The sequence below is a fragment of the Bacillus sp. TCT6 genome, from assembly GCF_056033845.1.
Map to the genome: position 1 here is coordinate 1,087,010 of NZ_JBVYHX010000001.1, position 20,825 is coordinate 1,107,834.

Below are 20,825 nucleotides of genomic sequence, written 5' to 3' on the forward strand. Positions count from 1 at the left end.
AAAGAAAAGCTGTCTTATTCATTGATAAGACAGCTTTTCTTTATAATTTTGTTTACATAACACTATTATTTCTATATAGCGATTTATGTTTGGGAAGTTCTATTCGGTTAACGGATAGAACTTTTTGTAATTAAATGGGTATTTACAAACTTTTTGTATCAGTGTATTATTTAACTAGTACACCGATACAAAAGGAGGGAAGAAATGAAAATAGAGTTTTCTCCAAATATACCAATTTACATTCAGGTAATGGAATACATAAAAAAAGAGATCGTAACAGGACAGTTATTGCCTGGTGATAAAATTCCCTCTGTCCGTGAATTAGCGAGTGAATTACAAGTGAATCCAAATACGATTCAGCGTACATTTCAAGAGCTAGAACGGGATGGAGTTGTTGTAACACGTAGAGGAATGGGACGGTATGTAACGAATGAAGGGGAGAAAATAATGGAGCTGCGAAAAGAGATGGCGAAAGAATTACTTCATTCTTTTATAGATGGAATGGAAAATTTAGGTTTTTCAGAAGAAGAAATTCTTACAATTCTTCGTTCTTCATTGCATGATAAGAGGGAGGAGAGCCAATGACAGAGCTATTAAAAATAGAAAACTTATGGAAGAGATACGGATTAAAAGCAGTGATCCGTGAATTAAACATAGAGATTACGGAAGGGAAAATCGTTGGGCTTGTTGGAGATAACGGGAGCGGGAAAACGACGTTATTGAAAATGATTGCAGGCTTGCAACACCCTTCTGAAGGCAGTATCACAATAGACGGTAAAAAGGTAGGATTACAGACGAAAGAAATCGTTTCATTTATGTCCGATAAGCCAATCTTTGATGATTGGATGACTGTAAAAGACGCTTTATTTTTCTACCGGGATTTTTATAAAGACTTCGATATTCAAAAAGCGGTAGATACGATTGCAGAATTTAAAATACCGCTAGAAGAAAAAATTACAGCATTGTCAAAAGGTATGGTTGAGAAGCTGCAGATTATTTTAACGTTTTCTCGAAAAGCGAAGCTATATGTACTAGATGAGCCATTGGGCGGGATAGATCCTCTTTCTAGAGAACATGTATTGGATCTAATTCTACAGTTCTATAGGGAAGATTGTACGATATTAATTTCCACTCACTTAATAAATGAAATTGAAAATATTTTTGATGAAGTGATCTTTTTAAAAGATGGAGAAATGGTTCTATATGAAAATGTAGAAGAAATTCGTTTTCAGAGAGGAAAAGCAGTTCATGAATTGTTTAAGGAGGTGTTTAGTAAGTGAAGTCAGTACTTTCCTATTTATGGAATGTAAATAAGAAAAGATATATTGTTACTTTTTTATTCTTTGTGCTAATTGAAGCTGTGTTATTTTCACAAATGATTGTAAGAAAAAGTGATGCGGCTATCAGTAGACAAGAGGGTATATTTGGAATCATTATGATTATATTTTTCTTTTATATTGTTTATATGTTTATACAAACAATGAAATCATATTCACGCTTACTAACTAATCCAATGTTAAGACTTACAGCAATATCTGGGAAACAATATGTAATTTCTATGCTTATTTTCTCATTTATCGCAATGGCTATATGGTATGGGATATGTGGAATTCTTTTCTACGTAAGTTATGTATTAGCTTTTCCTACGACTTCTGTATATGTAGAAGCAAAAGAGATTATGCAAGTAGGCATAATTAATAATTTAATATATACGATAAGCGATTTATTTGAGTTTTTGTTTAGTGTTTTACAAATCATATTGGTAATTACTCTAGTAAAGTTACTTACGAAAAAGAAAAAGGCGCAAAATATACTAATCGTTATTATTTTCCTAGTAATAAATATAGCGATTACTTTAGCGACAACCTTGCTAGGAAAATTAGCTCCAGCTTTCCAAGTATTACGAAGAGTAGAATATCATAGTGAAAGCAAGAGTCTGTTTATTAATATGTTTCAAGAAAATGGATTTAACATTTTTAATATAAGTTTCATGGTAATGGTTAGTGCTCTAATAATATATGTAATTGCTTACATAGTCGATAAAAAACTAGAAGTCTAAAGGAGGAATCAGCATTGGGAAACGTAGTAGTAAAGTTAGAGAATGTTCGAAAAAGGATTGGTGGAACGGAAATTATTCGTGGTTTATCATTTGAGGTTCGTGAAGGAGAAGTATACGGATTCCTTGGGCCGAACGGTAGCGGTAAGACGACGACGATCCGTATGATGACAGGTCTTATTTCAATGACAGAGGGCGATATTACAATTTGTGGACATAGTATTCGCTCGGAGCGTGAAAAGGCACTAGAGCAAATTGGAGCGATTGTAGAAAATCCTGAACTATATGATTATATGACAGGAATGCAAAACTTAAAGCATTTTGCGAACATGGCCATCACTCCAATTAGTAAAGAGCGCATTGCTGAGATTGTAAAGCTTGTTGAATTAGAGCATGCGATTCATAAAAAGGTGAAAACATATTCACTTGGTATGAAACAACGTTTAGGAATTGCACAAGCATTACTTCATCAGCCGAAAATCTTAATTTTAGATGAGCCGACAAATGGATTAGATCCAGCTGGTATTCGCCAAATTCGTGATTATTTACAACGTTTAGCGAAAGAAGAGAATATTGCTGTAATCGTATCAAGTCACTTATTGAGTGAAATTGAATTAATGTGTGATCGCGTTGTTATTATTAAACAAGGTGAGTTTGTACAAGAGTACAACTTACATGAAAAAGTGAAGCATGATGAGGCAGTCGTTGTGGCGTTTGAAGTAGATGAAGTTCAGAAAGCGAATGAAATTATTAAAGGTAAAGCAAAAGGGAATGTGATTGTAGCATCTGTAACAAAAGAAAACATTCCGCAACTTGTCAAAAAACTTGTTCATGCTGATGTGCTTGTATACGGAGTTACTGTTCAAAATAAAACGTTAGAGGATGAGTTCTTAGCGATTACTGGGGGAGTGAAAGCGTAATGTTTAAATTAATTCAAAATGAATTTTTAAAATTACATGCGAAAAAAGGTATGTATATTTTAATTGGTGTCATTGCTTTATTGGAGATTTTAGGAGCTGTAGTACTGGCGAAATGGGGTGAAGCTGGTAGTTTAAGTGGATCTTACTTAGATTTTGTAAGTTCAGATATCGGCTTAATTATGATATTCACAACGATTTTTGGAATTACAACAGCTTCTCGTACAATTACAGATGAATTCCAAAAAGGAACGATTAAACAATTATTAATTCGTCCAAGAAAACGAATGACAGTTTTATTTTCTAAATATATTACAGTGTTATTAACGATGTTATTTATTGTATTTGCTAGTACGTTAATTGCCATGATTATTGGATTAATTGTAATGGACGGTAGTAAAACTGAATTAACATTAGGAATTGTTTTGAAAACAATATTATATCAGTTGCTATCGCCATTTTTCTTTGCAACACTTGCATTTTTCTTAGCAAACGTATTTAGAAAGTCTGTATTACCATTAATTATTACGATGTTCCTATTATTCTTACAAGGAGCAATTAATATGGCACTAATGATGTTTGCAAAAGGTGTAGCGAAGTTTGTAGTATTCTTCCATTTGGATTTAAGAGCTTACGACAGTAATAAATTAATTAGTGGTGGAGTAGAACCAACATTTACAGAATTTACGTTTACAACTTCATTATTACTTGTAGCTGCATACTTTGTTGTGTTACTTGTAGCATCAAGTGCATTATTCCAAAAACGTGACGTATTATAATAAAAGAAATCCCCGCTTGTAAAAACGGGGATTTTTATTACATAAATTTCACTTGGATTGCAACTTGAAGAACAGCGATATGGTATTTTAAGAGCCATGCTGTTTGAAATGATTTGAGAAAAATAGGAAGGATTTCAACTAGATTCATATTGTAATTTAGTTATCCAATTATTTATAAGGAAAGGACGCCTATAAAATATTGATTCAAGTTTTACTTTATTTTTTACTATCTTTGGGGGTGTTTCATGTGCACTATGCATTTTCAAGTATAAGGCTACGTAGCTTTTTTGGATGGATGATTATAGGGGTGTTCCTTATAATGATACCATTAGGTCTAGCAAATGTTTCTGAGAATACGATGGAGGTTATTTCACAAATAACTGTATTTTTTGTATTTCCGTTACTTTGGCTATACGTAAAAACAAATAAAAATAATGTTGTATTTAACAGTTTTTTTGATAAGCCAGGACGTTTATCTTGGGGATTAATTGTATTAGCAACGATAATGGGGATGATTTTTTCAGTTGGCATATCTCAGATTCAATTTTACATATTAGCACATACGTTACCGAATTTCTTAGTTACTATGCTAGAAGACGGAAATGTTATTAATACGAGTAACGTATATATGACGATATTTACTTTCATTTCAGCATGTGTGTTAGCACCTATTATGGAAGAGGTTATTTTTAGGGGATTTTTCTTACAGCGAATGGCTCATAAATGGGGAATTAAAAAAGCTGTAATTATATCTTCAATTATTTTTGGCCTAGGACATTTTGATGTTATTGGTGCGTTCATGTTTGGTGTCGTTATGTGCCTTTTATACATAAAGACAAAAAATATATGGACGAATATAGCTGTGCACGCTCTAAATAATTTGATTGCAACAAGTATGCAATTTTTCGGTGGAGAAGAAAGTGGTACAATCTCAATTACTGAATTACAAGCGCAAAGTAATTTATGGATTGGTATCGGTCTTACAGTTGTTGGATTACTATGGTTAATTCCGTATGTTTGGAAACAATGGCGTACAGTAAAAGAAGTTGGCGTGCCACCAGTACGTTTTATAAATGAGCAAAAAGTAGTGAATTCATCACAAGAAAATGAAGTGTATAGTCAAGTGATCGTAACCGATAGATTGATGGCCATAGAGTTACCAGATGAGGTTGTAAATAAGCTTCGGTTAGAAGAAAGTGATTATGTAACAGTATCAGTAGAAGAAGATAAAATCGTTATAAAGAAAGCACATAATAGATAATTAAAAAGTAGCTCCTTAGGAGCTACTTTTTAATTTGTAATAATTTCTATACGAAAATTATTACCGTTCTTTACATATTTAATATCTGTAACAGTACGGACTGTCTTTAAAATCTCCACTTTTTCACCAATTCGCGGGATGGTCGGAACATTGTCCCAAATACCAAGTAAGTCATCTAATTGTGCCGTTTTTTCATAAAACCAGATTTTCAATGTAAAGCCCCTTTCTCGAACTTTATGTATTTTAATACATAATATATTATTTTTATTCTTATTGTAAGGGGTTTTTTTATATTTTATGAATAAAAATAAATTAATCTTCTGGGAAGATATGTTCAATATCAGGAGTAAGAGATACTTCTGATAATACGATATGAGAAACTGTCGTTGCATATGAAGAAACATCATTGATAAATTCTTCAAGTTCAACGAGTGAAGGAACAGAAATTTTTACAATGTAGCATAAGCTTCCTGTTACTCGGTAACAAAAACTTGCAGATGGATAAGACTGAATAAACTGTTGCATACGTGTTGTATCACCATTTTTTAAAGTGATTTCTAAAATACAATCTAAAACTAGTCCTGCTTTTTTATAGTCGATATCGATTGTATATTTTTGAATAACGCCTTCACTTTCAAGTTTACGAACACGTTCTGCAGTAGACGGAGCAGATAAGTTTACTCGTTTCGCCAATTCACGCATAGAAAGGCGACTATCATTATATAATTCATTTAAAATTTTTCGATCAACACGGTCTAGTTGCATTTGTAAATATACCTCCAGTAAAATAATGATTTTTGTAAAGGGAAAATATAAATTAAGATTCATATGAAATGTAAAGTGAACGTTATTTATTTTACAATAAAACAGAAGGAAATAGGAGGGGAAATGATGGAGAGAATTTCATTATCAAATGTAGGAGATACAAAGTTTCAAAAGTTATTAGGGCATAATTCGGATATATTACATTCGTGGAGTACGTTAGAGGATACACTGTACAATAAAGGAATTCTTTCAGCAGAGTTGAAGGAGCAAGTGAGAAGAACATTAGCGTATGGGAATGAATGTCCGTACTGTATGGCAAAGGGAAGACCTGATGATGTGCAAAAGGCAGAGGAGATTGGTGTAGCCGTTACTTTTGCGCATACATTTGTTCATGACCGAAAAGCGATAGATGATACTATGTTTCACGCATTAAAACAATATTGGACAGAAAAAGAAATTGTAGAGCTTTGCGCCTATGTTTGCTTTATTACTGCGTCACAACAACTTGGTTTTCTATTTCAATTACAGCCAAATTAAGGAGGAAATGATGACAAATCAAATAGCACTTATCATAATCGATGTACAAAAGGCATTTCAATTACAAGATTGGGGCGAGAGAAATAATATTTTTGCTGAAGAAAACATGAGAATTTTGTTAGCAGAATGGAGGAAAAGGAAACGACCAGTTTTTCATATTCAACATGTAAATAAAGAAGATGCTCGGTCAATGTTTTATGAGAGAGGGGAAACGGTAAACTTTAAAGAAGAAGTGCAACCACTACCTGGTGAAGTGGTTATTCAGAAATTCGTTAACAGCGCGTTCATTGGGACGAATTTAGAAGAGCAATTAAGAGAGGACAAATGTAATGCAGTAGTAGTTGTAGGATTAACGACAAATCATTGCGTGGAAACTACGACACGAATGGCAGGGAATTTAGGATTTACAACGTATTTAGTGAGTGATGCAACGGCTACTTTTAACCGTAAAGGTTTAGATGGTAAAGAGTATAGTGCAGAAGATATTCACAATATGACACTTGTAAATTTACATGAAGAGTTTGCTACGATTGTGACGACAAAAGAAGCATTAAAATTATTTTGAAAAAATAATTGCGAATTATGTAGAAAAAAATAAGAATATTTCGTATAATCTAAGTACAATCATTTTGAAATAGGGGTGGCATCATATGGAGCAAATTTCAGTAAAGAAATTAGAAGAGGTACTTGTTGTAGCAGGGGATGATAAACAGAAGCAAAAGGAATTTTATGAATTGCTCTTATCTACTGAGTTTTATGTTGCTGGTTCACTAGAAGCAGAGGACGGGGCAACAGAAGGAATACTTCGTTTGCGTCATTTCCAAGGAGAAGGTAGATGGATCGTTCCGTTCTTTACACAAATGGAATTTGTAAAAGATGTGTTGCCAGAAGGAACGCCCCTTATTACGATACGTGGGAAAGAGTTATTTGGTAGCATTGAGAAAGATGCTACAGCTGTATTAAATGTTGGCACTGATATAAGTAAAACATTTATTCCAGAAGAAATTGCAGATATCGCATCTGGACGAATTTTTAATTATTATAAGTAAAAGGAAAAGCGTAATCGCTTTTCCTTTTTAATTTGAACATGGAGTGGCTATACCAGAAGAAATAGAGACTGTTTTATTATTTGTGTTTATTGTCGCTGTAGCTCCAAGTGGAATACCGATGTTTGGACTTATATGTCCAATTGGTAAACCGAATAGGACAGGTATATGATATGGTGCGAAATATTCATATAATATTGTTTGCAATGATTGAGATGGCTTTGAAGGAGTGCAGTCGTGACAACTTGTGAAAATAACGCCCTTGCATTCATTAAACTTTCCAGATAAAAGTAGCTGATTTAACATACGGTCAATGCGGTACGGTTCTTCACCAATGTCTTCAAGTAATAAAAGTGTATTGTCCGTATTTATCTCGTAGGGCGAGCCAATTATACTCGTTAACACAGCTAAATTTCCTCCAACTAATGTACCTGTAACTGTACTGTGAGAGCTAGGTACGATACATTCTGATGCAGATAAAATGGTTGAATACGGATGAAATAGCTGATTGAAAGAGGATAAAGATAGGGAATCAATACCTTTTCCTAGTTCTTCAATCATCGGACCATGAAATGTTATAAGCTTTGCATAACGTGAAACAGCAGTATGTAAAGCTGTAATATCGCTATATCCCCAAAAGATTTTAGGGTTTTGCCGAATGATTTCATATTGAATGTGAGGGAGGAGACGAGCACTTCCGTAACCACCTCGTGCACAGAAAACGGCCTTTACTTCATTATTTGTAAATGCTTCATGTATATCGTCAAGCCGAACTTGATCACTTCCGGCTAAAAATCCATATTTCTCGTAAACGCTCTTCCCGATTATTACGGATAACCCCATCTTTTGTAATACATTCACACCTTTTAATACATTTTCGATTGTAGGTGGACCAGATGGTGCAATGATCATTACTGTATCACCTTGTTTTAATGCATTTGGATAAATCATTAAGCTCAGCCTCCTTCTCTTTCAATATATTCGCTTCATATGAAGTTCAACCCTTGCAAAAGCAGGGGAAAGCTTATCAAATAAAGAAGATATAAGGGAAATAGGAGGGAAAATGATGTTTACAAGTCGAGTAACAGACATATTAAAAATTGAGTATCCCGTTGTTCAAGCCGGTATGGCAGGCGCGATTACGACGCCAGAACTTGTTGCAGCAGTAAGTAATAGCGGAGGATTAGGGACGCTTGGAGCGGGCTATATGAGCCCAGAACAAATTCGTGAAGCGATTTATAGAATAAGAGAACTAACAGATAAGCCTTTCGGTGTTAATTTACTTGTAACGAAAGAGATACAAATAGAAGAAGAGAAGGTAAATGAGGCGAAAGTATTACTAAGCGGAGTGAATAGAGAATTAGGTATAGAAGTAGAAGGAACGTTAAAGCTTCCAAAAAGCTATAAGGAACAATTACAAGTGCTATTAGATGAAAAAGTACCGGTCGTTAGCTTTGCATTTCAAACGTTAGAAAAAGAAGAAATAAATGATTTAAAAAGAAGTGGAATAAAAGTCATTGGAACAGCTACCCATGTGAAGGAAGCGAAAGTACTTGCTGAGCTAGGAGTAGATATTATTATTGGGCAAGGTAGCGAAGCAGGAGGGCATAGAGGAACGTTTATTGGGAAAGAACGAGATGCTATGATTGGTACGTTTGCGTTAATACCTCAGTTAGTAGGGGCTGTTCCGCATATCCCAATTGTCGCAGCAGGTGGTGTAATGAACGGACAAGGGCTTGTTGCGGCATTGGCACTAGGAGCAGAAGGTGTTCAAATGGGATCAGCCTTTTTAACAAGTGAAGAGAGTATTACGCACGATGTGTATAAAGAAGCGGTTTTACATAGTACAGATACGAGCACAACTGTAACTCGTGCGTTTTCCGGGAAATATGCACGCGGTATTCGGAATGAATTTATAGAGAGACATGAAGGAAAAGAAGAAGGGCTTCCGATGTATCCAGTGCAAAACGTATTAACTTCTAAAATACGCCAAGAGGCAGCGAAGCAAAATAAGGAAGAATATATGTCACTTTGGGCAGGACAGGCAGCATCATTAGCTCGAATCGAATCAGCTCAGCATGTAGTGGAGCGAGTTGTGAAAGAAGCGGAGAATGCAATCGAGCAATTACAAAATATATACAAAAAGACCACTTGAGTAATTCAAGCGGTCTTTTCATTAGTTTGCTTTATAAAATTGTTGGATGGCCTCGTCGATGTAAACCCAGCCTTTCCAACCTAAGTGCATATGATCTTTCAAGAAGTATTTATCGTATTCATGATTTGAGAAGTCGGCAATTGGATACCCAGCTTTTTCAATTTGCTCATGAACTTTCTTATAGTATGCTTCGCGGCGTTCTTTTGGGAAGCCAGCGTAGTCGTACCAAGGACCTTTGACAGGAACAGAAATGAAGAGTGGTTTTGCACCAGATTGTTTTAATAAATCAAGTACAATTTGTAAATCTTCATATTCTGGCGATTGGTCATAAGCATCATTTTTTAAGTAACCTTCACGTTGTTTTAATTTTTTCTTAATTTTGCTATTGAAATAATCATCTTCAATACCGTATTCGTTAGATCCAGATTCCACTGCACCTGTTTGATCCGCATGTTTACGAGCCTCTTCCCAGTTCATTTGTTTTAATGAAGGGTCAAGCTTTTCTTTGTGCGGTTTAATATTAAACATGGCTGTAAATAAATCTTTACGATCTAAAATGTTACGGTAAATATAAGCGAAAGGTTTAGCAGCAAGTGCTTTTACTTTATACTTCGTATCATCATAAGCGATACCTTCAAGTGAAATTTTTAATAAAGTTTCTTTTTTTACAATCTCAAAGTTTAATAAACGCTTTGCAATTTGTTTTTTCATTTCAGGTTTTAAATCATTGTTGAAAATGAAGTGGTAACCTTGTTGTTTTGAAAAGTTTGGTGCAAAGTGCGTTTCATCAATACCTTGTGGTACAAACCATTGCGGAGAAAGAACAAATACCATTTTCTTATCTTTCAATTGATCCATTGTAGATGCGAAGTTTAACACATGTACAAGGTCTTGTGTTCCGCCGCGTCCAAGAAGGAATGGTGTGAACCCTTCAGGCTTTACTTTAAAATAATTAGATGGATGGAAAGCATCCATACGTGCGAATTCCGATGAACCGTACATCGGAAGATATTTTGGATTTGCTAACATCTTTTGCTGTAAAATCATACTTTGAATTTTTTCTTCTTTTAAAGAAGTAGCAGCTTGTTCTACTTTTTCATCACTTAAAAGTGGAAGTAGGAAGCGCGTTGGAATAAGTAAGAATACAGCAAAAAGGGCCAATGCTAAAAGCATCGGACCAAATTTTGCTTTGTTCATCGGATTTCTTCCAACTTTTTAATAACCATGTTTGGTGTAGCCCACTCGTCACGGTCAAAATCAGAAATAGAAACTTCAATATCTAAACGCTCTTGGAATTCAACTAATAAAGATACTACAGCGAAAGAATCAAGGATACCTTCTTCAAATAATTGAACATCTAAGTTTTCTTTCACAATATCGTTTTCACATACTTCTTCTAAAATATCTAATACTTGCTCTTTGAATTCTGCCATTTTTAAAATCTCCTTTATATCCGAAATATATTATATGTGCAACTTCTTAATGGAATAAGAAGGGTGCATTAAAAGTATCTGTTAAGGTGTCCAGAGAAGATTAGGAAACCGAAACATACAACGTGGAACGTAATTACAATCGCAAGGATGCGTGTAAATTTAGTGTTTGGCCAAAACTTATGCTTCTTGTTTTTTCGTTCGAAAATATCGAATAAAATAAACAGTGCGGCATGATATAGACCATAAATAATATACTGCGCAACAGCGCTTCCTTGGATATGCCAAATTCCCATAATGAAAAAGTTTAAAAATGCACCGATATATGAAATTGTGTAACGGTTCTTAATTAACTTTTTCTTCGTTGCAAAAAAGACGAAACGCATGTAAATAAAATCACGGAACCAGAATGATAAACTCATGTGCCAGCGGTTCCAGAAGTCTTTAATATTACGACTAAGGAATGGCTTATTAAAGTTTTCTGGCGTTTTAATTCCCATCATATAACTTACACCAATTACAAAAGAGCTATAACCAGCAAAATCAAAGAATAGATATAAGCTATAGCTATACATGTAAATCATATTTGAAAAGATTGTATCGTGTTGAGCGAATGCTGGATCCATACAATATTGCTTTATTAAGTAAGCAATAATAAATTTATACAAGAAACCTTGGAAAATACGATTTAGTCCTGTATATAGTAAATTTTGATATTCTTCAGCGCTAGGTGGCTTTTGAATATCTTTTTGGAATCTTCTGTAACGATCGATAGGTCCTGTTGAAATTGCAGGGAAGAATAAAACGAATTCCCAGAAGTTAAAGAAAGAAAGCTCTTTAATTAAACCATCACGAACTTCAAATACCATTTGAACTGCTCTGAATGTTACGTAAGATATACCTAGAAAAACAACAAGTTTTAACTCAGGTAATAACGATGCAAATGGTGCGATTTTTGCCAAAATAAGAGGCAAAATCGATAAAATAACAGCTATGCAAAATGTGAATGTACTATTATTTTGTTTTCTTAAAATTAAATAGCCTTTAATAAGGGCATATTGCCAAATAATAAATGCAGCTAACATCATTGCTTGCTTTGGTTTATCTGAGAAGATAATAGCAAGCATGACTAATGTTAAAACGGCATTATATTTACGCAACATTTTACCTTTTAATCCAGCTATGATAGTAGGTATTAATAAAATGCCCACTATAGCGAAAAAATAAAATGATCCATATGCGGTCATGCTGTAACCTCACTCAATAATTTTTTGCGATCTACCTTTCCATTTGGTGTCATTGGAATAGAAGATTGATACATGAATTTACGTGGAATCATGTAGTTTGGTAATCGCTCATTGAGTTCTTTTTTGATTGCAGATGTTAATTTGAATTCTTTTTCAAACGAATGCTCTCCAGGAACAACAACCGCTAATAAATAATCGTATTTCTCACCTTTTTTAATTGGAACGATAACTGCTCCCTCAACGTAAGAACACGCACGAAGGTGATGCTCAATTTCTTCTAATTCCATTCGATAACCATGCAGCTTAATTTGGAAATCAAGACGACCATTATAGAATAGAAGACCATTTTCTACATAGCCAGCATCGCCTGTTTTATAGGCACGCTCACCGTCAATCATAGTAAATGCTTTTTCTGTTAATTCAGGGCTTCCTAAGTATCCAACGCTTACGCTTGGACCGACAATTACGATTTCACCTTTTTCACCATCAGGTGCAATCGTGCCATCTTCTTTCATAATAAGAAGGCGACAGTCTGATTTACAATAGCCAACTGGAAGTGATTTGTATTGATCAAGTACTTCTTCTGTAACGTGAATACCTGTTACAGCGACAGTAGCTTCTGTTGGACCGTACGTATTCATAATTGTTGCATTTGGGAAACGCTCAATTAATTTTCTAGCTACTTCATTTGGTAATACTTCACCACAGAATAAGAATGTTTTCATGTTCGGTAGCATACTCTCAGAGAAGGATGCTTCCATTAAACACATTTCAGCGAAAGAAGGTGTGGAAGTCCATACTTGTATATCCGATTGCTCTAAAGAAGCAAACAAGTCTTTTGGACGCGCAATCATATCTTTATCGATTGCCCAAAGTGTACCACCTGTTACTAATGATGGGTAAATATCCATGACAGATAAATCGAATGAGAAAGGTGCTTGGTTTAAGAATACTTGCCCTGTTTGTAAGTTAAAATCTTCTACAGCCCATTTTGTAAAGCTAACAAGGCAGTTATAAGTAATCTGAACCCCTTTCGGATTACCTGTGCTTCCTGATGTGTAAATAATGTAGAAGTTCTCATCACCTTTTACCGCATGTTCAGGATTTGGAGTGTTCCCTTTATGAGTAAAGAAAATATCTTTTAAGTTGTCTTCACTTACGATGCGAACTGGTAAATCAGTTACAGTTACTGCTGCTGCCGATAAAAGTAATTTCGCACCAGAATTTTCAGCGATACGTTGTACACGATCAGCTGGGATAGATAAATCTACAGGAATATAAGCATGTCCAGCTTTTACACATCCTAAAAAGTTAATAATCATTTCAGGTTGCATATGGCCATACACCATAATTGGTGAACGATCATCTGGATACGCAGAAGAAATCCAATGTGCTAACGCATCAGAATCTTCCTTTAATTGTTTGTACGTAATTTTCGCATCTCGCCAAACAAAAGCAGTTTGATCAGGCGTTTCAATAGCCCACTTTTCAATTAGTTCTAATAACTTCATAACGTTCCCACCCTAGAATTCATTGTAAATAAATGTACTTGTGTTTGTATCATGGAATCCATACAACCAAAGTAATGCAAATAAAATTGCAAGATAATAAACCGTCTTTGCAACCCATTGTGTGAGTGGTCGAGACCATATCTCTTTTAATCTTTCCATGTCTTTCCCTCTCTTAATGAAATAATAGCTCTTTGTAGGTATCATGTCCTACATTATTGTGAAAAAAACAAAATCCCACATTTTAGGTAAAAATAAGTCAAAAGGCTCTTTTCTGATATTAGCACTAAATACTAAAAAAGAAAATCCCTAACTTAGCAATTATATTACATTCAGCATGAATTTGTAATGGGTTTGATATGTAAATAGAAAGTGGATTGTGTGAATACATAAAAGTGGACTATAAGAATACGTAAAAATGCAGTATTTGCTTTTATTAATCATTTAAGACGGAGTAAAATTTAAAATTTCTAGTTCTTTTGAAAAGGAGGAAATTATCATGAATAGAGTGTGGAAGAGTCTAATTTCGGAAGAAAATATCGTGAAATGGAGAAGGCATTTTCATAAGTATCCGGAATTATCATTTCATGAAAAAGAAACTTCGCAATTTATATATGATACATTATGCTCGTTTTCTTCTTTTGAAGTAACGAGACCGACGAAGTATAGTGTACTAGCAATTAAAAGAGGCGTGAAGCAAGGGAAAGTGATTGCGATTCGAGCTGATATAGATGCTTTACCAATCCAAGAGGAGACAAGGAAATCTTATACGTCTGTAAATAAAGGAGTGATGCATGCATGTGGGCACGATGCTCATGCAGCTATTTTATTAAGTACAGCAGAGATGTTATCAAATATGAAGGAAGAGTTTGTAGGGGAAGTTCGTCTATTCTTTCAGCATGCAGAAGAAGCATACCCTGGTGGTGGACAAGAAATGGTCGAGGCGGGCGTTATGGACGGTGTTGATTATGTAATAGGTTTACATGTTATGTCTGGATTGGAGAGCGGAAAGATAGGTATTGCGTATGGGCCAATGATGGCAGCTCCAGACGTATTTACAGTTGAGATTCAAGGCAAAGGAGGACATGCAGCACGTCCAGAAGAAACGATTGACCCTATTGCTATCGGAGCACAGATTATTACAAATTTACAACATATCGTATCAAGAAATACAAGTGCTTTCATGCAAAGAGTCGTTTCAGTTACGCAGTTCCATGGGGGAATGGCTGATAATATTATTCCAAGTACAGCAACTTTAATGGGAACTGTACGTTCTTTTAATCAAACATTAAGAATAGAAGCAGAAGGGAAAATCGAAAAAATTGTGAAAGGAATTACAGAAGCACATGGAGGATCGTATACATATACGTATCGATATGGATATGATCCGGTTATTAATGATGAATATATTACGAAAATAGTAGAAGAAAGTGCACTACATTTGTTTGGGAATGAGCGTGTTGTTAAGCTTGAACCTTCTATGGGTGGGGAAGATTTTTCAGCATATTTAAGAAAAGCACCCGGTTGTTTCATTAAATTAGGAACAGGTAATGAAAATATATATACTTGTTATCCACATCATCATCCGAAATTTGACGTGGATGAATCAGCATTAATTTGTGGAGTGGAGCTATTCTTAGAGACTACTATAAGATTACTAAAATCATAGAAAAACAAAAAAAGGCAACTGCGCTCTATCGCAGTTGCTTTTATTTCTTTCCGTCAGAGAGGGCTGAGAAAGAACTATGCTCATTTATAGTATATGAATAGCTAACGGACAAGCTTGTACATTTTAATCATTTTTTTAAAAATAGTTGTTGACATTGATAATCAATGTCAATTAATCTAAATATAGTTGAAATTGATAATTATTATCAATAGGATGGATGCGACATGTTAATGAGAAAAAAATTTCACCTTCTACGGAGGGGATTAAAAGATAAAAATAAAGATGTTGATCAGCATATGGAATGGCAACGAAATGTAATTCGGTCTGAATATGTAGATGAGAAGAAGAGCATTCAAACAGAAAAAGAGATACAAAGTAAAGGGAGAGGTTCAGTTGAGTAAGTTAGTAATGATTTTTGCAAGTATGAGTGGAAATACAGAGGAAATGGCTGACCATATTGCCGGCGTAATTCGTGAAACAGAAAATGAAATTGAAGTTATTGATATTATGGATTCACCAGAAGCTTCTATATTGGAACAGTATGATGGAATTATTTTAGGTGCATACACATGGGGAGATGGTGATCTTCCTGATGATTTCTTAGATTTTTATGATGCAATGGATTCTATTGATTTAACTGGGAAAAAAGCGGCCGTATTCGGATCATGTGATTCGGCTTATCCGAAATACGGAGTGGCGGTTGACATTTTAATAGAAAAGCTACAAGAGCGCGGAGCAGCAGTTGTGTTAGAAGGACTAAAAGTAGAATTAACGCCAGAAGATGAAGATGTAGAAAAATGTTTACAGTTTGGAGCTAAATTTGTAAAACACCTTTCTTAATGGCAGAAGGGAGCTGAAGAGCAAGTGCATGAGAAAATCTCAATCAAAACGATGACAGATTATCATTTGTATGATTTTATGCGGTGTCCGCATAAATTTTATTTTCGTCATATAAAAAGAAGAGAACCTTCTTCATTTGAATGGCAACAAATAGCGCAAATGATTGTGAATCAAATTATTAACGAGTATTACACGCTACCTGCGGGTCAACAAACGAAAATTGTACTTTTAATATTAATAGAAAAGTATTGGAAAAAAGTAAGGATTAATATGTTTGCTTCGAAGACGGAGTACTATATTGTATTAGCGAAGCTAACGGATCACTTATTACAGTTTGTTGAAAGGGATGATAGTCAGACACCACCATTGTTTTTATACGAGAAGTTTCAAACATATATGGAAGAGTTAGGTGTCCACATGTCATTGACATTTGAAGTTGGTGAGTGGAATGCTGAGTCGTTTGTAATTAAAAAGTATGTTGTCGATGCGGATGAGGAAATGCTTGCTCTTTGTCAGAAGCTAATGACAGTATTCAGTTATAAAGCTTTCGGCGTTCTTCCAGGAAAAATTGAAGTTATTAATTTAATAGAAGGAACTAAGTATGAGTACATTCCGAAACAAGAAGATATTATAACTGGAATGGCTGATTTATCTAGAATGAAAGAAATGTTACAGCAACCTGAGCATTATACTGAGCGTCATTTTCGTTCTGAGTGTATAAGTTGTGCGTTTCGTAGTGAATGCCAAAGGGAAGAAGTAAAGAAAGAAGCGAAACAGAAGAAAAATATAGTTCATTAAAGGATGCAACTTTGCATCCTTTTTTGTTATTGACATGAAAAGCTTTTCATCATTTACGGTATATTTGTAGCAGATTTTAATAAAGTGAAATTTTAATTAGTGGGGTTTTGTTCATCACCCACTGATTATTAGCCTTAACCAATCGGGCTTTAACGGGCAGCCCGACCCCCACCTAACTTCTTTGCTTCCGCTGAATTTTGAGGTGGGGGTCTTACTGCCCGCAAATAGCGGGATAAAGGGAGGAATAATCAATGAAAGATGAAACGAAAGTATTTCAATGGTTAAAAGAACAAAATGCTCCTTTTGAAATTCAACTGCAAATCTTACAGGCATTTCAATTGTATAAAGTTATTGTTGAAATGGATAAAAAGTTAATGATGTATGAGGAAAGAGTATACAGGGAGAGAATGTAATCTCATCCCTGTAATATCGTTTTTAGCTGTTCTGTACTTGTAATGAATTCGAGTTCATTCTCTGACTCAAAGTTATAAATAATATTATGTAGTAAAGGACTGTATTGATAAAAGGTAGTAATGCGGTGAATGAGTAATGGATCATGATGAGAAATAAGTGTACTGTACTGTTCATATACAGATGTAGTAAACTCATGTCCGAAATCATAATATAGTCCTGCAAAATCAAAAGCAGGATCGCCAATTTGCGCATCACCAAAATCGATAACACCTGAAATGCTTTTGTTCTGCTTGTTAAATAAAATGTGATGATGTGTAAAATCAGCGTGAATGATTGTGTTTTGAAAAGTGGATGTAGCTAAACATGCAAAGAAATTTTCAAATAAGCGATTTAAGGCTAGTTTCTGTAATGAAGTAAGGTTAGTAGTGAGATATTGGTTTAATTTTGTTTGTAGCTCTTTCCAGTAGGTACATGTTTTTCTAATAGGGAAACATAGCGTTGTAACTTGGTTTAAAGGAATACTATGTAGTACCGCAAGGAAAGTAGCTAATTTTGTAATAATTGCTTTCAGCTCTGTATCCTCCAGCGTGGCAATTGTTTCTGTTTTTAATGGTTCACCATGAATGAGAGTATAGTAACTACAAAGAGGAACCTCATCAGATTCATTTTTATAAATTAGGTGATATTGTGGAACTTTGATTTCTTGTAGTGATTGAGTGAGAATTGTGCATAGTTCTTTTTCTAACGGAATTCGCATTGCATATTCCTGTTTTCGCGGGAAACGAAACAGTAGCTCATCATTTACTATAACTGCTACATTATCCCATCCTCCTTTATTTTGTTTATATGAACGTATAGAAAGATTAGGCAAAGCTTCTTTTATATAATGTTTGTAAGAGTCCATAATTGTTCCTCGTTTCTGAGTTAAGTTATTCTACTTTATGATATCAGAATTTTCTTTCTATATGTTAAAATATAGCTATCATTATGAAGAAGGGCGGGAGTATTACGAAAAAAAGATTGTTAATCATTTCTCTATGTATCGCTTTTGTATTGTTTTGGTCATATAAAGAGAAGGTTTTTGCTACCTTTAAACCGATTGATCAGTACGAGTTAAATAAGGAATTAAAGAACAAAAGTATAGAAAATTTAACTCATAATGAAATGAAAAAGGTAGGAGAGCATTTTGTGACCGAGCAACTATCAGTGTTTGAGTTTACTAATAAAGAAGATGTGAAACGAAAAGGTGAAGAACTATTTTTAAATAGAGGGTATGAACAATTAATGGGAAATTATTATCCAAATCGTTTTCAAGATTTAGAGTATAAATTTACAAACGAGGAGATACGTGAAGAGACCGATGAGAGTTTTCTTTATCAAGCTGTAGCGTACGTTGCGGGTACTGAAAATGGTAAGAGAAGCAAAATGAAATTGAATTATGAAGTGAAAATTGTAAAGGTTAATAATATATTTATGGTGCTAGAACAAAAGCAGCGCGTACAATAAAGGAAATTCATTGCTCAATAGAACATTTGGGGGTGTACTACTTAATGCGGAATAAAAAGGCCCTCAAGGAATCAAGGGCCTTTAAAGATTTTCATTTTGTTGACCAAGTTCTTTTTGAGCAATATATAAATTTCCTTGCTCGACTTGTTTAAGTGTATGAACAGAATCTCCTGCATATCCTTTTTGTGTTTTAACAGTTCTTTTTGAACGATTCGAATTTTGTTTCTTCATATAATAGGCACCTTTCATCAAAAATAAACGAAAATGATAAGTATGAGTAATACAGCAGCGAAAATGGTAATGCCCATTAAAAACGAAGTGTTTTTATATTTAGGTGGCTTATGTACATCTTGCCGATATCCAGGTGAAATTTCAGGGGCAAATTCTTCATCGAATGATTGCTTTTTTTCTTTGTCGTCCATATGTACCCACCTTTCTTTTTCATTATATTACACGTTACAAGAAAAAATATGCATAAAGAAAACAGCCGCTTTATTATTAGCGGCTGTTTTGTGTTGCATATTTTCGTTGTACTTGAAAGAGACGGATAAGTAGGAAGGCAGCGCCAAATGCTAGACCGATAATAAGACCGATCCAATAGCCTTTTGCGGCCCATTCTGTATACGTTGCTAGTATGTAACCTAGTGGTAGACCTATTATCCAATAAGCAATTAAAGTCATAATTAGAGCAACATTTACATCTTTATAACCACGCAGAGCTCCTTGTACAGGGGTTGCAATTGCATCTGAAATTTGAAATAAAATCGCAAAGATAAGAAATTCTTTTGCTAAATGATGAACTTTTGCATCTGTCGTATAAATAGAAGCAATTTGATTATCAAAGAAGTAGAGAAGAATCGAATATAACAAAGCAAAGGCAAGGGCTAATCCAATTCCAATCAGTCCGTATTGTTTTGCATTATCGTAACGTTTTGCTCCGACTTCGAATCCGACTGCAATAGTCATTGCCATTGCTAAACTTAGCGGAGTCATATATAACAAGGAAGCAAAGTTCATAGCTGCTTGGTGAGCTGCAATAGTTGTCGTACTAAAATTACTCATCATAAGCGTTACCGCAGCGAAAATACTTGTTTCAAAAAAGATAGCAAATCCGATAGGGACGCCAAGCTTTAAGAATGCTGTCCAACTCGAAAGAGAAGGACGATATAATTGTTTGAAAATGTTAAAAGAGGCAAAAGGCTCTTTCGTCTGAATAATAATGACTGTAATAATTAAAATGCACCAATATGTTGCAGTGGAAGCAATTGCTGCTCCGACACCACCAAGCTTTGGGAAACCGAAGTTACCAAAAATTAATAGGTAATTTAATATTACGTTAATTGGTAATGATAGTAATGTAATAATCATCGTTGTTCGAGTTTTTCCTAATGCATCAATAAATCCACGTAAAACAGTGTACGTGAATAAAGGTATAATTCCTATTGCGATAATACTTAAAAATTGAGCTGCAATTCGTTCCACAGGTTCTTCTAAGCGCATGCCGTTTAAAATAGGTGAAACGACGAAGAAACCGATGAGGATAACAACGAAGCTAGCACAAATTGCTAAATAAACTGCTTGTATGACAACGTGGGGAACGTCCTCTTTTTTCTTGGATCCAACGAGCTGTGCAACAATGGGAGTAGTAGCCATTAAAATTCCTGTTAATCCCGTACTAACTGGAAGCCATATACTTGTTCCAATTGCAACACCTGCTAAATCAGTTGGACTTGCATGTCCTGACATTGTTGTATCAAAAAAACTCATCGCAAATAATGACATTTGCGTTACGAAAATCGGAAAAAATAGTAATACAAATTGCTTTAACTTTTGTGAGAATGAAGTAGTTTCTTTCATAAAATCCCCTTTCCGTATAAAAAAACAAACTCTTACTATC

Annotated in this window: 28 protein-coding genes; 16 read left to right on the forward strand and 12 right to left on the reverse strand. The window is 34.6% G+C overall.

The genetic code is table 11. The features are described from left to right. Nucleotides 1–204: 204 nt before the first annotated feature. The 6 genes from AC0ONG_RS05475 to AC0ONG_RS05500 all read left to right on the forward strand — a co-directional run bounded on the left by AC0ONG_RS05475 (nucleotide 205) and on the right by AC0ONG_RS05500 (nucleotide 5,013). On the forward strand, nucleotides 205–585 hold the full coding sequence (locus AC0ONG_RS05475; protein ID WP_000687507.1) for a GntR family transcriptional regulator: 381 nt from the start codon (nucleotides 205–207) through the stop codon (nucleotides 583–585). Next, nucleotides 582–1,280 (forward strand): ABC transporter ATP-binding protein, encoded by a 699-nt coding sequence (locus AC0ONG_RS05480; RefSeq protein ID WP_000137741.1) that lies wholly within the window; start codon nucleotides 582–584, stop codon nucleotides 1,278–1,280. Before AC0ONG_RS05475 ends, AC0ONG_RS05480 begins: the two co-directional genes overlap by 4 nt. Further along, nucleotides 1,277–2,059, forward strand: a complete 783-nt coding sequence (locus AC0ONG_RS05485) for a hypothetical protein (protein ID WP_000843922.1) — start codon at nucleotides 1,277–1,279, stop codon at nucleotides 2,057–2,059. Before AC0ONG_RS05480 ends, AC0ONG_RS05485 begins: the two co-directional genes overlap by 4 nt. Nucleotides 2,060–2,073: 14 nt before the next feature. Further along, nucleotides 2,074–2,976, forward strand: a complete 903-nt coding sequence (locus tag AC0ONG_RS05490) for an ABC transporter ATP-binding protein (protein WP_000528821.1) — start codon at nucleotides 2,074–2,076, stop codon at nucleotides 2,974–2,976. Continuing rightward, the gene (locus tag AC0ONG_RS05495) at nucleotides 2,976–3,752 is read left to right on the forward strand and encodes an ABC transporter permease (RefSeq protein WP_000475436.1); all 777 of its coding nucleotides are present in this window, start codon (nucleotides 2,976–2,978) and stop codon (nucleotides 3,750–3,752) included. The genes AC0ONG_RS05490 and AC0ONG_RS05495 overlap by 1 nt, the downstream gene beginning before the upstream one ends. A gap of 247 nt (nucleotides 3,753–3,999) precedes the next feature. Then, nucleotides 4,000–5,013: a CPBP family intramembrane glutamic endopeptidase gene (locus AC0ONG_RS05500; RefSeq protein WP_002162875.1), complete on the forward strand. Its 1,014-nt coding sequence runs from the start codon at nucleotides 4,000–4,002 to the stop codon at nucleotides 5,011–5,013. Between the two features lie 29 nt (nucleotides 5,014–5,042). On the opposite strand, the gene AC0ONG_RS05505 is transcribed toward AC0ONG_RS05500, so the two are convergent. Further along, on the reverse strand, nucleotides 5,043–5,225 hold the full coding sequence (locus AC0ONG_RS05505) for a DUF3913 family protein (RefSeq protein ID WP_000707106.1): 183 nt from the start codon (nucleotides 5,223–5,225) through the stop codon (nucleotides 5,043–5,045). Between the two features lie 100 nt (nucleotides 5,226–5,325). Next, a complete protein-coding gene (locus AC0ONG_RS05510; RefSeq protein WP_001175498.1) occupies nucleotides 5,326–5,778 on the reverse strand; it encodes an Lrp/AsnC family transcriptional regulator in 453 nt (150 codons plus the stop codon). A 126-nt stretch (nucleotides 5,779–5,904) separates the two neighbouring features. Here AC0ONG_RS05510 and AC0ONG_RS05515 point away from each other — a divergent pair, with 126 nt between their 5' ends. The 3 genes from AC0ONG_RS05515 to AC0ONG_RS05525 all read left to right on the forward strand — a co-directional run bounded on the left by AC0ONG_RS05515 (nucleotide 5,905) and on the right by AC0ONG_RS05525 (nucleotide 7,364). Further along, complete coding sequence (locus AC0ONG_RS05515) at nucleotides 5,905–6,315, forward strand: carboxymuconolactone decarboxylase family protein (RefSeq protein WP_000439752.1); 411 nt, start codon at nucleotides 5,905–5,907, stop codon at nucleotides 6,313–6,315. A 10-nt stretch (nucleotides 6,316–6,325) separates the two neighbouring features. Beyond that, nucleotides 6,326–6,880, forward strand: coding sequence for a cysteine hydrolase family protein (locus tag AC0ONG_RS05520; RefSeq protein WP_000184442.1), 555 nt, complete (start codon nucleotides 6,326–6,328; stop codon nucleotides 6,878–6,880). Nucleotides 6,881–6,965: 85 nt separating this feature from the next. Then, complete coding sequence (locus tag AC0ONG_RS05525) at nucleotides 6,966–7,364, forward strand: SseB family protein (protein ID WP_000435265.1); 399 nt, start codon at nucleotides 6,966–6,968, stop codon at nucleotides 7,362–7,364. A gap of 27 nt (nucleotides 7,365–7,391) precedes the next feature. Here AC0ONG_RS05525 and AC0ONG_RS05530 read toward each other — a convergent pair whose 3' ends face one another. After that, entirely contained in the window at nucleotides 7,392–8,312 is a 921-nt protein-coding gene (locus tag AC0ONG_RS05530) for a S66 peptidase family protein (RefSeq protein ID WP_016077944.1), read from the reverse strand. A gap of 115 nt (nucleotides 8,313–8,427) precedes the next feature. Between AC0ONG_RS05530 and AC0ONG_RS05535 the strand changes: the two genes are divergently transcribed. After that, complete coding sequence (locus AC0ONG_RS05535; protein WP_000495283.1) at nucleotides 8,428–9,516, forward strand: NAD(P)H-dependent flavin oxidoreductase; 1,089 nt, start codon at nucleotides 8,428–8,430, stop codon at nucleotides 9,514–9,516. A 21-nt stretch (nucleotides 9,517–9,537) separates the two neighbouring features. Here the strand turns inward: AC0ONG_RS05535 and dltD are convergent, their stop codons facing one another. The 5 genes from dltD to AC0ONG_RS05560 all read right to left on the reverse strand — a co-directional run bounded on the left by dltD (nucleotide 9,538) and on the right by AC0ONG_RS05560 (nucleotide 13,863). After that, nucleotides 9,538–10,713 carry a D-alanyl-lipoteichoic acid biosynthesis protein DltD gene (gene dltD / locus AC0ONG_RS05540; protein WP_001030287.1) on the reverse strand — a complete coding sequence of 392 codons (1,176 nt, stop codon included), beginning with the start codon at nucleotides 10,711–10,713 and terminating at the stop codon, nucleotides 9,538–9,540. Next, complete coding sequence (dltC, locus tag AC0ONG_RS05545; protein ID WP_000807310.1) at nucleotides 10,710–10,949, reverse strand: D-alanine--poly(phosphoribitol) ligase subunit DltC; 240 nt, start codon at nucleotides 10,947–10,949, stop codon at nucleotides 10,710–10,712. The genes dltD and dltC overlap by 4 nt, the downstream gene beginning before the upstream one ends. A 68-nt stretch (nucleotides 10,950–11,017) precedes the next feature. After that, on the reverse strand, nucleotides 11,018–12,193 hold the full coding sequence (gene dltB, locus AC0ONG_RS05550; protein WP_000127955.1) for a D-alanyl-lipoteichoic acid biosynthesis protein DltB: 1,176 nt from the start codon (nucleotides 12,191–12,193) through the stop codon (nucleotides 11,018–11,020). Then, nucleotides 12,190–13,704, reverse strand: coding sequence for a D-alanine--poly(phosphoribitol) ligase subunit DltA (dltA, locus tag AC0ONG_RS05555; protein WP_000770497.1), 1,515 nt, complete (start codon nucleotides 13,702–13,704; stop codon nucleotides 12,190–12,192). Before dltA ends, dltB begins: the two co-directional genes overlap by 4 nt. Nucleotides 13,705–13,716: 12 nt before the next feature. Next, nucleotides 13,717–13,863 (reverse strand): teichoic acid D-Ala incorporation-associated protein DltX, encoded by a 147-nt coding sequence (locus tag AC0ONG_RS05560; protein ID WP_000440293.1) that lies wholly within the window; start codon nucleotides 13,861–13,863, stop codon nucleotides 13,717–13,719. A gap of 337 nt (nucleotides 13,864–14,200) precedes the next feature. On the opposite strand from AC0ONG_RS05560, the gene AC0ONG_RS05565 reads away from it, so the two are divergent. From AC0ONG_RS05565 to AC0ONG_RS05585, 5 genes are all read left to right on the forward strand, one after another. Continuing rightward, nucleotides 14,201–15,370 carry an amidohydrolase gene (locus AC0ONG_RS05565; protein WP_001082809.1) on the forward strand — a complete coding sequence of 390 codons (1,170 nt, stop codon included), beginning with the start codon at nucleotides 14,201–14,203 and terminating at the stop codon, nucleotides 15,368–15,370. Between the two features lie 224 nt (nucleotides 15,371–15,594). Beyond that, on the forward strand, nucleotides 15,595–15,771 hold the full coding sequence (locus AC0ONG_RS05570; protein WP_000929009.1) for a hypothetical protein: 177 nt from the start codon (nucleotides 15,595–15,597) through the stop codon (nucleotides 15,769–15,771). Then, complete coding sequence (locus tag AC0ONG_RS05575; RefSeq protein ID WP_000041154.1) at nucleotides 15,764–16,210, forward strand: flavodoxin; 447 nt, start codon at nucleotides 15,764–15,766, stop codon at nucleotides 16,208–16,210. Before AC0ONG_RS05570 ends, AC0ONG_RS05575 begins: the two co-directional genes overlap by 8 nt. 24 nt (nucleotides 16,211–16,234) lie before the next feature. Then, the gene (locus tag AC0ONG_RS05580) at nucleotides 16,235–17,008 is read left to right on the forward strand and encodes a hypothetical protein (protein ID WP_000544580.1); all 774 of its coding nucleotides are present in this window, start codon (nucleotides 16,235–16,237) and stop codon (nucleotides 17,006–17,008) included. Nucleotides 17,009–17,259: 251 nt separating this feature from the next. Continuing rightward, nucleotides 17,260–17,421, forward strand: coding sequence for a hypothetical protein (locus AC0ONG_RS05585; RefSeq protein ID WP_000651086.1), 162 nt, complete (start codon nucleotides 17,260–17,262; stop codon nucleotides 17,419–17,421). Between the two features lie 2 nt (nucleotides 17,422–17,423). Here AC0ONG_RS05585 and AC0ONG_RS05590 read toward each other — a convergent pair whose 3' ends face one another. Beyond that, a complete protein-coding gene (locus tag AC0ONG_RS05590; protein ID WP_000378990.1) occupies nucleotides 17,424–18,326 on the reverse strand; it encodes an aminoglycoside phosphotransferase family protein in 903 nt (300 codons plus the stop codon). An 83-nt stretch (nucleotides 18,327–18,409) separates the two neighbouring features. Between AC0ONG_RS05590 and AC0ONG_RS05595 the strand changes: the two genes are divergently transcribed. Continuing rightward, nucleotides 18,410–18,928, forward strand: a complete 519-nt coding sequence (locus tag AC0ONG_RS05595) for a hypothetical protein (protein WP_002083113.1) — start codon at nucleotides 18,410–18,412, stop codon at nucleotides 18,926–18,928. Nucleotides 18,929–19,009: 81 nt separating this feature from the next. Here AC0ONG_RS05595 and AC0ONG_RS05600 read toward each other — a convergent pair whose 3' ends face one another. The 3 genes from AC0ONG_RS05600 to AC0ONG_RS05610 form a co-directional block, all read right to left on the reverse strand. Further along, nucleotides 19,010–19,159: a hypothetical protein gene (locus AC0ONG_RS05600; RefSeq protein ID WP_000744623.1), complete on the reverse strand. Its 150-nt coding sequence runs from the start codon at nucleotides 19,157–19,159 to the stop codon at nucleotides 19,010–19,012. A gap of 17 nt (nucleotides 19,160–19,176) precedes the next feature. Further along, nucleotides 19,177–19,350 carry a hypothetical protein gene (locus AC0ONG_RS05605; protein WP_000341062.1) on the reverse strand — a complete coding sequence of 58 codons (174 nt, stop codon included), beginning with the start codon at nucleotides 19,348–19,350 and terminating at the stop codon, nucleotides 19,177–19,179. Between the two features lie 76 nt (nucleotides 19,351–19,426). Continuing rightward, a complete protein-coding gene (locus AC0ONG_RS05610) occupies nucleotides 19,427–20,785 on the reverse strand; it encodes an MATE family efflux transporter (RefSeq protein WP_000665558.1) in 1,359 nt (452 codons plus the stop codon). Nucleotides 20,786–20,825: the final 40 nt, after the last annotated feature.